9 protein-coding genes and 2 pseudogenes are annotated in these 10,730 nt (G+C 69.3%); 3 read left to right on the top strand and 8 right to left on the bottom strand.

What is annotated here, in order from left to right; all coding sequences use genetic code 11:
• From QWY28_RS22355 to QWY28_RS22345, 3 genes and pseudogenes are all read left to right on the top strand, one after another.
• Positions 1-264, top strand: a pseudogene (locus QWY28_RS22355) (hypothetical protein); the annotation flags it as partial.
• Between the two features lie 63 nt (positions 265-327).
• Positions 328-1,498 (top strand): annotated as a pseudogene (locus QWY28_RS22350) (IS3 family transposase).
• 124 nt (positions 1,499-1,622) lie between these two features.
• Entirely contained in the window at positions 1,623-1,808 is a 186-nt protein-coding gene (locus QWY28_RS22345; protein WP_336622431.1) for a hypothetical protein, read from the top strand.
• Between the two features lie 56 nt (positions 1,809-1,864).
• On the opposite strand, the gene QWY28_RS22340 is transcribed toward QWY28_RS22345, so the two are convergent.
• From QWY28_RS22340 to QWY28_RS22305, 8 genes are all read right to left on the bottom strand, one after another.
• Positions 1,865-4,348, bottom strand: a complete 2,484-nt coding sequence (locus QWY28_RS22340) for a heavy metal translocating P-type ATPase (protein WP_300955133.1) — start codon at positions 4,346-4,348, stop codon at positions 1,865-1,867.
• The gene (locus QWY28_RS22335) at positions 4,345-6,690 is read right to left on the bottom strand and encodes a heavy metal translocating P-type ATPase (protein WP_300955132.1); all 2,346 of its coding nucleotides are present in this window, start codon (positions 6,688-6,690) and stop codon (positions 4,345-4,347) included. Before QWY28_RS22335 ends, QWY28_RS22340 begins: the two co-directional genes overlap by 4 nt.
• Positions 6,691-6,743: 53 nt before the next feature.
• Positions 6,744-6,959, bottom strand: coding sequence for a heavy-metal-associated domain-containing protein (locus QWY28_RS22330; protein WP_030485937.1), 216 nt, complete (start codon positions 6,957-6,959; stop codon positions 6,744-6,746).
• Between the two features lie 191 nt (positions 6,960-7,150).
• Positions 7,151-7,435 (bottom strand): metal-sensitive transcriptional regulator, encoded by a 285-nt coding sequence (locus QWY28_RS22325; protein ID WP_300955131.1) that lies wholly within the window; start codon positions 7,433-7,435, stop codon positions 7,151-7,153.
• Positions 7,436-7,570: 135 nt separating this feature from the next.
• Entirely contained in the window at positions 7,571-8,194 is a 624-nt protein-coding gene (locus QWY28_RS22320) for a peroxiredoxin family protein (protein WP_300955130.1), read from the bottom strand.
• 22 nt (positions 8,195-8,216) lie between these two features.
• Entirely contained in the window at positions 8,217-9,161 is a 945-nt protein-coding gene (locus QWY28_RS22315; protein ID WP_300955129.1) for a cytochrome c biogenesis CcdA family protein, read from the bottom strand.
• Positions 9,154-9,480, bottom strand: a complete 327-nt coding sequence (locus tag QWY28_RS22310; protein ID WP_300955128.1) for a glutaredoxin — start codon at positions 9,478-9,480, stop codon at positions 9,154-9,156. Before QWY28_RS22310 ends, QWY28_RS22315 begins: the two co-directional genes overlap by 8 nt.
• Positions 9,481-9,611: 131 nt before the next feature.
• Positions 9,612-10,715, bottom strand: a complete 1,104-nt coding sequence (locus tag QWY28_RS22305; RefSeq protein ID WP_300955127.1) for a sensor histidine kinase — start codon at positions 10,713-10,715, stop codon at positions 9,612-9,614.
• Positions 10,716-10,730: the final 15 nt, after the last annotated feature.

Raw genomic sequence — 10,730 nt, 5'->3', positions numbered from 1 at the left:
CGCAGCTCTACCGCCATCCGAGTCGCGCACTCACGCAGCTCGTCGGGGTACTTCCTGGATGCTGCCATGACTCTCATCCTCCATGGATTGAGAGCCTCCACCAGACCCGGGGCGATTCACGTCGGCATCGTCCTGGGCGCGATCGTGCTTGGCGGTACAGCTTTGTACCTGTCGCGCTCGCAGGTCCTCGTCGATGACGAGAGCTACATGGAGGCGATGATCCCCCACCACTCGATCGCCATCTTGACCAGCGGGGACTGCTGAAGGTTCAGTTGTCACCTGACCTGTGGCGACATCACATCTGTCGCCGCTGGAAGGATCTCGACCATGCCTGCTCCCCATCCCAAGGAGTTCCGCGACGACGTCGTCGCGGTCGCCCGACGCGGTGACGCGCCCGTGGCTCAGATCGCGAAGGACTTCGGGATCAGCGAGTCCTGCCTGCGCAACTGGCTCGCGAAAGCTGACGTCGAGGACGGCGTAAAGCCCGGTGTCACGAGTGCCGAGAACGCCGAACTGCGTGAGGCCAGGAAGAAGATCCGGCTCCTCGAGCAGGAGAACGAGGTCCTACGCCGCGCAGCGGCCTATCTGTCGCAGGCGAATCTGAAGCTCGGCCAGTTCCCAAATGACGTTCCCGCTGGTCCGTGACCTTGCCGCCGACAAGATTCCCGTCGCGGTGACCTGCCGGGTGCTGGGCTTCTCCCGCCAAGCGTTCTACGCCTGGGAGCGCGACCCGGTCAGCGACCGCGACCTGGCCGACGCCTACCTGATCAACGCGGCGCTCGACGTCCACACCGACGACCCGGAGTTCGGCTACCGGTTCGTCGCCGACGAGCTCGCCGCGGCCGGCCACGTCGCGTCGGAGCGGCGGGTCTGGCGGCTGTGCTCGCAGGCCCGGATCTTCTCCGCACACAGCCGGCGACGGGGTACCGCGAAGCGTCCCGGGCCGCCGGTCCACGACGACCTGGTCCAACGTGACTTCACCGCGGATGCGCCGAACCAGCTGTGGCTGACCGACATCACCGAGCACCACACCGATGAGGGGAAGCTCTACCTCTGCGCGATCAAGGATGTCTTCTCGGCACGGATCGTGGGCTACTCGATCGACTCGCGGATGAAGACCCGCATCGCGGTCGCGGCCTTGTCGAGTGCGGTCGCTCGCCGTGGTGGACCAGCCGCAGTGGTCGGGTGCACGGTCCACTCCGACCGGGGCAGCCAGTTCCGGTCCAGGAGGTTCGTCGAGGAGCTGAAGCACCACGGCCTGACCGGGTCGATGGGCCGTGTCGGTGCGGCCGGGGACAACGCCGCGATGGAGTCCTTCTTCGCGCTGCTGCAGAAGAACGTCCTCAACCGGCAACGCTGGCGCACCCGAGAAGAGCTCCGGCTGGCGATCGTGACCTGGATCGAACGGACCTACCACCGCCGGCGCCGCCAACGGGCACTCGGGAAGCTGACCCCGATCGAGTTTGAGACCATCTACGCGGCCGCTGACGCGGCCTGAAACCACTCACCACGAGTGACAACCAGACCTTCAGCAGTCCCGCGAGAGAGCAGGGATCGAGGACGTCCGGGTTCGTGAGCTAGCGGACGGCATCGCGGCGACGCAGCGCAAGGAGATCAAGGAGATGGACTGGCTGGTCCAGGACATCGAGGAGAACGGACCGGCTACGACGAAGGAAGAAGCCGACGCACGACCCGTCCCCGATTTCCAAGGCTCGGCCTCGACCCTTTCGGATGCTCAATGGAGTGCCCGAGAGTTCCTGCGGGCGCTCTTGGCCCAGCCACTGCCAAAGGAGCTGGGTCAGCAGTGACTACATGCGAGGGCTTGCCGCCGCACAGCTCGGCAAGCCCTTGCAGGGGACAAGTGTCAGCCCACGGGCTGAAGGCGTTCGTCTCTTACCGGCTCAGCATCCGCGGGCTGTGCAGGCAACCGCAGGCGCTTGAGCAGGAGCGCGTTGACAGCCACTAGGAAGCTGGACCCGGACATCGACAATGCGGCAACCTCAGGTCGGAGCACCAGCCCGAAGGCGGGCTCGAACACGCCCGCCGCGATCGGTAGGGCGATCGCGTTGTAGCCCACCGCCCAGCCGAGGTTCTGGCGCATCTTTCGCAGCGTGCCCCGGCCGATCGTCAGCGCCACTGGGACGTCCAGCGGGTCGGACCGCATGAGGACGACGTCGGCGGCCTCGATCGCGACGTCAGTGCCCGCGCCCACGGCGATGCCGACATCGGCCTGTACGAGCGAGGGAGAGTCATTGACTCCGTCGCCCACCATCGCGACGGTGCGTCCCTGAGCCTGCAGCTGCTGGACCTGATGCGCCTTGTCCTCGGGCAGCACCTCGGCGATCACGTCGTCGATCCCCAGCTCCTCGGCGATCCGCTCGGCAGTTGCCCGGTTGTCACCGGTCAGCATCGCCACCCTGATGCCCGCCTCGTGGAGTGCCGCGACAGCCGCGGCGGAGGTCTCACGGACCGCGTCGGCGATGCCGATCACGGCGACGGCCCGACCGTCGACGGCGACGAACACTGCCGTGCGGCCACCGGAGGCGATCTCGTCGCGCCGCGCGCCCAGGTCGCCGATCGTGACGCCTTCGGACTCCATCAGGCGTCGGTTGCCGATGGCGACCTGGTGGCCGTCGACCTCGGCGAGGGCGCCGATGCCGGTGACGTTGCGGAAGCGGGTGGCGCGCAGCCGCGGGACATCGGTGGCGTCGACGTATCGCACGACGGCGTCTGCGAGCGGGTGTTCGGACTCGCGTTCGAGTGCGCCGGCGAGGGCCAGCACCCGGTCTTGATCGAAGTCGTCGACCACTACCTCGGTGACCTCGGGTTCCCCCTTGGTGAGGGTGCCGGTCTTGTCGAACACGACGGTGTCGATGCGGGCGGAGGACTCGATCGCGGTGGCGTTCTTGAACAGGATGCCGCGCTTCGCCCCGAGACCGGAGCCCACCATGATCGCCGTCGGCGTGGCCAACCCGAGGGCGTCAGGGCAGGTGATCACCACGACGGTGATGGCGAACAGCAGGGCGGTCTGCACGCTGGCGCCGGCCGCGAGCCAAACCAGGAAGGTGCCGACTCCTCCGACCAGGGCGACCAGGACCAGCCAGAACGCGGCCTTGTCGGCGAGCCGCTGTCCGGGGGCCTTGGAGTTCTGGGCCTGCTGCACGAGGGCGACGATCTGGGCCAGGGCGGTGTCGGCACCCACCTTGGTGGCGCGCACTCGAAGCGTGCCGCTGGCGTTGACCGTGGCGCCGATGACCTGGTCGCCCGGCGCCTTGTGCACCGGGAGGCTCTCGCCGGTGACCATGGACTCGTCGACCTCCGACTCGCCCTCTTCCACGGTGCCGTCGGTGGCGATCTTCGCCCCGGGCCGCACCAGCAGCAGATCGTCGACCTGGACCTCGGAGGTTGGGACCTCGACGGGTTCACCCCCGCGGAGCACGACCGCCATCGGAGGGGCCAGGTCCAACAAGGTACGGATCGCGTCGTTGGCACCGCCTCGGGCCCGCATCTCGAACCAGTGGCCGAGCAGCACGAATGCGGTGAGCATGACCGCGGCCTCGTAGAAGACCTCGCCGCCGCCGGTGATAGTGACCCCGAGGGAATAGAGCCAACCGGCGCCGACGGCCACGGCCACCAGCACCATCATGTCCAGGGTCCGGGCCCGCAGGGCCCGCCAGGCGCCGTCGAAGAAGATCCACGCGGAGTAGAAGATGACAGGCAGCGACAGGATCAGGGTGAAGATGTCGTCGCGCATGCCGAACGGGGCGGCGGCGTCGAAGCCGAGCATGTCGCGCCCCATCGGCGAGTACAGCGAGACGGGTACGGCAAGCAGCACGGCGACCAGGAACCGGTTGCGCATGTCGCGGACCATGTCGGCCATCGACATCTCCCCGTGACCGCCGTGACCCATCGCGTCGTGCGGTGACGAGACGGGCGACTCCGGACCGGTAGCTCCGGCGTGATCGTGATGCCCGGCGTGCGCGTCGTGTGCGCCGTCCGTGACCTGCCGAGCGTGGTCGACGGGGTGGTCATGACCTGGTTCGAGCATGGGGTCGCACACGTGGCTGGGAACGGACTGTCCCGCGCAGTGGAAGCCGCACTCGCGGACCCAGTCCCGCAGCTCACTGATGCTGGTGCGCTTCGGGTCGTAGGTGACGGTGGCGGTCTGCGCGACCGGGTTGGCGTCCACGGAGATCACGCCCGGCTGACGGGACAGCACGGCCTCGGCGACGTTCTTGCTGGTCGCCCATTGAACGCCGGAGACCTCGAGGACAGCGGTGGCGGCGCCGTCACGGTGCGCGTCCGCGTCGTGGTCGTGGCGGCCGCTGGGGTGCTGGTGCGTGGTCATCGTCCTGCCTCCACCTTGGAAGGGTTGGTCCTGGTCGAGTCGTGATCCAGGTGCGGTGTCTCGGTTGACTGCGTGGAGACCGCTTGGAACCGGCGAAGCCGCAGGCTGTTGGACACCACGAACACCGAGGAGAACGCCATCGCGGCGCCGGCGATCAGCGGGTTGAGCAAGCCGAGCGCGGCCAGGGGCAGTGCCGCGACGTTGTAGGCGAAGGCCCAGAACAGGTTGCCCTTGATCGTGCGCAAGGTGCGCCGGGACAGCCGGATCGCGTCGACGGCGGCGCGGAGATCGCCGCGGACCAGGGTGAGGTCGGAGGCCTCGATGGCGACGTCGGTGCCGGTGCCCATAGCGATCCCCAGATGCGAGGTGGCCAGGGCGGCGGCGTCGTTCACGCCGTCTCCCACCATGGCGACGGTGCGGCCCTCGCGTTGCAGGCGTTCGACGACGGCCACCTTGTCGGCTGGGAGGACCTCGGCGATGACTTCCGCGATGCCGACCTCTGCGGCGACGGCCCGGGCGGCGCGTTCGTTGTCGCCGGTGAGCAGCACCGGCTCCAGCCCCAGCTCCTTCAGCTCGGCCACGGCCTGGGCGCTGGTGGGCTTGATCGCATCCGAGACCACGACCACACCGCGCGCCGCTCCGTCCCAGCCGGCGGCGATCACGGTCCGGCCTTGCTGCTCGGCGGTGTCGATCACCTGCGTCAGGTGCGCGTCCAGTGGCTGGCTCCACTCTCCGGCGAGCCAGGAGGGTCGACCCGCCACGACCGCGTGGCCGTCGACCACACCGGCGACCCCGAGGCCTTGCGTCGAGGTGAACCCCTCGACGTCGGGCAGCTGCCTGTCGAGTCGTTGGGTGGCACCGGTGGCGATGGCCTGACCGATCGGATGTTCCGAGGCGTTCTCGAGGGCCCCGACCAGTCGGAGCAGGTCAGCAGGGTCGACGCCGTCGGCGGGGACGACCTCGACCAGCTCCATCCGTCCGGTGGTCACGGTGCCGGTCTTGTCCAGGACGATGGTGTCGACCACCCGGGTGGATTCGAGCACCTCGGGGCCCTTGATGAGTACGCCGAGCTGGGCGCCGCGGCCGGTGCCGACGAGCAGGGCGGTGGGCGTGGCCAGCCCGAGGGCGCAGGGGCAGGCGATGATCAGGACCGCCACTGCGGCGGTGAACGCGGCGGTGACACTGTGGCCGCTCAGCAGCCACCCGGCGAGCGTGGCCAGGGAGAGGGCGATGACGATGGGGACGAAGACTGCCGAGACTCGGTCGGCGAGGCGTTGGACTTCGGCCTTGCCGTTCTGGGCGTCCTCGACCAGGCGGGCCATCTGGGCCAGCTGGGTGTCGGCTCCGACGCGGGTAGCCCGGACGACCAGGCGACCGCCGGCGTTGACTGTGGCACCGACGACGGCGTCGCCGGGCCCGACCTCGACGGGAACTGGTTCTCCGGTGAGCATGGAGGCGTCGACGGCCGACGTGCCGTCCTCGACGACACCGTCGGTGGCGACCTTCTCCCCCGGACGCACGATGAACCGGTCCCCGACCGCCAGCTGGCTCACGGGCACGCGCACCTCTGCGCCGTCACGGAGGACGGCGACGTCCTTGGCGCCCATGTCGAGCAGGGCGCGCAACGCCGCACCGGACTGGCGCTTGGCGCGGGCCTCGAAGTAGCGGCCGGCGATGATGAAGGTGGTGACCGCGGCCGCCACTTCGAGGTAGATGTGGACGTCCGCCTCGCCGTCGGGGAAGAGGTCGAACGGCATCCGCATCCCGGTCATCCCGGCGTGGGTGAACAGCAGTGCCCACAGCGACCACAGCCAGGCGGCGGTGACGCCGACCGAGATCAGGGTGTCCATGGTGGCGGCGCCGTGACGGGCGTTGGTCACCGCGGCTCGGTGGAACGGCCAGGCACCCCAGACCACGACGGGTGAGGCCAGGGTCAGCGAGATCCACTGCCAGTTGTCGAACTGCAGCGCCGGGATCATCGACATGGCCAGCACCGGCACCGTCAGCACGGCCGATACCACCAGGCGCTGCCACCACCCCGCGGCCTCGCGGTCCCGATCGTCCGGCTCGGTGGTGGCCACGCCCTCGTCACCGCTGGGCGCCCGGGCCGGCACAGTCGCGGTGTAGCCGGTGGCCTCCACCACCGTGACGAGGTCGTCGGGGCTGAGGTTTGTCGGGTAGCTGACCTTGGCCTTCTCGGTGGCGTAGTTGACCGTGGCGGTGACGCCGTCGAGCTTGTTCAGCTTCTTCTCGATCCGCGCGGCGCAGGAGGCGCACGTCATCCCACCGATGGCGAGCTCGATGTCGTTGACGGTGTCGGACGCGGTGGTCTGCTGGGTCATGACTGTGCCTCCTGGGGGATGGATCGCGCTTCGGACGTGAGGGACCTGGCCCGTCAGGCGAGGTGGTAGTCGCCGGCCTCGTCGAGGGCTGCGGCGACCTGCGCCCGATCGAGGGGCTGGGCGCTAGTCACGGTGACCGACGAGGTCCCGCCGGCGACGAGGTCGACGGAGACGTCGCTGACGCCGTCCAGGCTCTTGAGCTCGCTGGTGACGGCGCTGGCGCAGTGGCCGCAGGTCATCCCCGTCACGTCGTAGCTGGTCGTGGTCATTTCGTTTCCCTTCGTTGCGGCGGTGGCGGTCGATTCGATGGTGGTGCCGGTGGAACTACCGGTCTCGGTGTTGGCGCCGCAGCCGCATCCTCCGCAGCCGCAGCCACCGCCGTTCGGGGGGCTGTCGGCCAACTGGAGTTCGTGGCTGGTGTGTGGGGCGGGCATGGGTGCTCCTTCGTTGGTCGGGTCGGTCATGAGCGGACGAGTCGTCGGATCGCTGCGGAGGCCTCGTTGAGCTTCTGTTGGGCCTCGGCGGGGTCGGTGGCGTGGGTCAGGCAGTGCTCGAGGTGCTGGTCGAGGAGAACGAGCGCCACGCCTTCGAGGGCCTTCGTCGCCGCCGAGACCTGGGTGAGGATGTCGATGCAGCACTGCTCCTCGTCCACCAGGCGCTGCAGGCCGCGAATCTGGCCCTCGATGCGGCGCAGCCGGGTCAGCACTGCCTGCTTCTCGGTGAGGTATCCCGGTTCGGCTGCCATCGCGACCCTCCTCTGCCTGTACCCGGACGGGGTGTCTGCCTTCGCACTTGACTATACCCCCATGGGGTACTCCCGCAAGGTGGCCGGAGAGACCTTCATCGAACCTTCATCGAGGTCGGTACTCTGCCTCGGTGGTCAGGCGCTGAGGTTGCTGCGGATCTCGTCGAGCAGGTCCTGGGGTGCCAGCCACATGGAGGGGTATTCGCCGTACCAGCGCTGTCGGCCCTGCCTGTCGATGAGCACGAAGCTGTGCCCGGGCAGTTCGGCATGCATGCCTTTGCCGAGGGTTCCGTAGGCCTCGGAGACCGTGCCGTCGTCGAGCAGGAACGGTGTGGTGACTCCGTTGGCGGTCACGTCGGCGGTGATCTGCTCGCGGGTGTTCATCACGATCGGCAGCACGGTGACGTCGAGCTTCTCGAAGGCTGCCGCTTGCTTCTCGATCTCGCCCATCTGGACGATGCAGGACTGGCACCCGGCGCCCTCGGAGAAGTACAGGAGCACGTTCTCGCCGCGGTGTTGAGCCAGGGTGTGTTCGGAGCCGCCGGTGTCGGTGAGGGTGAATTCGGGGGCGGTGCGGATCGCGTCGGAGGACTCGGGGCGCGAGGTGAGCATCATGGCTGTCACCGCGGCGACCAGAGCCAATGCACTGGCCGTGCCGATCATCATGCGCAGGCGGCGGCGACGACCGGATGCCCGCGCGGCCTGTTCCGCGCGCTGACGGCGTTCGTTACGGGATTGCTCGGCGGCCTTGTGCGACATGATGGTTCCTCCAGGGTCTGGGTCAGCTGTGGTTGTCGGGGTGGGCGCCGACGCCCGGGCCGTGGCAGGCGGGATGCTCGTCGGGGTCCGCGTCGGTCGATGCGTCCGGCCGGTGCCGGTCACGCAGGGTGGCGATGACGAAGACTGCGGCGAGGGCCAGCACGGCGAGTCCGAGCACCGGCTCGGGTACCGGGTCGGTCCAGGTCTCGATGCGGGCGAAGAACTCGGACAGCCCCTTGCCGATGGAGACCTGGAATCCGGGGCCACCGGTCATCTGGCCGGTGTTGGCCAGGTAGATGACGAAGCCACCCATGACCGTGAACGCGACGGCGACCGCGATGTTGATGGTGTTGGTGGCCAGCACCTTGCCGGCCAGCCGAAGCCGGACCGGCCTGGCCCGCAGGAAGCGCCGCTCGCCGAGCCGGAAGCGGTCCCAGAACAGGGCCATCACGAACAGCGGGAACACCATGCCGAAGGTGTAGGCCAGTCCCAGCGTCACTCCGCCGACAGCGGAACCGGACAGGGCGGACAGGGTCATCACCCCGGCGAGCACCGGGGCGCAGCAGGAGCTGGCGATTCCGGAGAAGACGCCGAGGGCGAAGAAGCTGGCCGAGTCCCCGCGAGTGGTGTCGGGGGCTCGCAGGAAGGACGGCAAGCTGACCATCCGGCCGGACAGGCTCAGCGCTGCCAACGCGAGCATCAATGCTCCGCCGGCGTAGTACAGCGGTGCGTGGTAGTTCGCGATGGTCGAGGCCACCAGGCTCATGCCCAGCGTGATCGGCACGAGCACGAGCGCGAGGCCGGCGGCGAACACGAAGGTCAGCGGCAGCAGTCGCCACCGCCGATTCTTCACCGCCACCGCCAGATAGGACGGGGCGAGGAAGACGATGCAACACGGTGCGAACAGGGCGACGCCTCCGGCGAAGAACGCGGCGAGGACCGAGCCGGTTGTCAGCAGGTCACCCATGGTTGGCCGCCCTCGCCGCGGAGGCGGTGCTCGGTGCGTCGCCGTACCTGCTCTTGAGGAGCTTCTCCAGCTTGCGTCGTGGCAGGCGTCCGCTGCTGAAGAAGGTGCCGTCGAGGAGGACCAGGGGGCTCATCGGCGCGCGGTGGCGTGCCATCAGCCCCTGCCCGGCCTCGCTGCGCACAGCCAGGGTGTCGACCGCGAGCGGGTAGCTGGCTGCCAGCGTCGCAAGCGCCCGGTGCGCGTCCTCGCAGAAGTGGCAGGCCTCGCTGTCCACGACGGTGATCCGGAGCGGCTCGAATGCCGGCGTGGATGATGACATGGCTTCCCCTCATGCGCGCTGGTTCGACACGGTCCAGCGTCGACGGGGTGCTCGGGGAAAAGTGGCGAGGTTGTGTGAAGGCTCGCTGAAGATGCCCGGCGGTTGGTCCCGGACGTCCGGGCCCGAAGGCCCTACCGGAGGCCGGGTAGCCGTACCGTGAACGTGGCCCCGAGTCCGGGTCCGGCGCTGGTCACCGAGATGCCGCCGCCATGTGCCTCGACGAGGGCGCGGGCGATGGCCAGCCCGATGCCCGAGCCGCCATGGCCACGGTCGCGGGCGGAGTCGGCACGGTAGAACCGGTCGAACAGGTGCGGCAGGTGCTCGGGCGCCACCCCCTGGCCGGTGTCGGCGACGCGGTACTCCACCCACTGGTCGATCCGGCGGCAACCCAGGGTCACGGTCCCGCCCGCCGGAGTGTGGCGCAGGGCGTTGTCGAGCAGGTTGCCGAGCACCTGTCCGAACCGGTCGGCGTCGACGCGGACCTGGCCGGCATCGGCGAGCTCGGTGCGCAGGTCTACCCCCTTGGCGGCGTACCGGTCGCGGGCGACGTCGGCGGCCGCAGTAGCCACGTCAGCGGCGGCCACCGGTCGCAGCGTCACGTCGATCCCCTCCTCTGCCTGGGAGACGGCGGACATGTCCTCGGCGAGGCGCCGCAGGCGGCCCGTCGAGCCGCGGATCACCCAGAGCGTGTCGTCGTCCAGGGCTCGGACGCCGTCCTCGACGGCCTCGAGGTGCGCGTCGATCGTGGCGAGGGGCGTGCGCATCTCGTGGGCCAGGTCGGCCAGCATGCTGCGTCGAGTCGACTCGGTCGCTTCGAGCCTCTCCGCGAGGCGGTTGTAGGTCAGTGCGAGGAAGGCGAACTCGCCGCCCAGACCCGGGTCGGGCACCCGGGCGTCGTACCGTCCGGCGGCGATGTCCGCCGCGGCGGCAGCCACGTCGCCGATCGAGCGCTGCACCCGGCGGCTGAAGTACCACGAGACCGCCAGCGCCGCGATGACCGAGGCAAGCAGCGCGAGGGAGACCGACAGGACCAGCGCCGAGGCGAAGGCCTCCTCCACGTGACGAGTCTCCTCGGCGGTGTGGGTGTCGCCGGCCTGCTGGAGGTGGTCACTGAAGATGCTGGGCCCGACGACGGAGGCGACCAGCCAGGTGGTCAGAGCGCCGGCCACCAGCACCAGGGCTTGGGCGACCAGGAGCCGAGCGGCGAACCGTGGCCGGGCCCGGACCGTGTCCACTGGAGTACGGGTGCT

Source organism: Nocardioides oceani (assembly GCF_030412965.1).
Taxonomy (GTDB): domain Bacteria; phylum Actinomycetota; class Actinomycetes; order Propionibacteriales; family Nocardioidaceae; genus Nocardioides; species Nocardioides oceani.
Note: the sequence above shows the minus strand (reverse complement) of the source record. Positions and strands in the feature narration are given on the sequence as shown.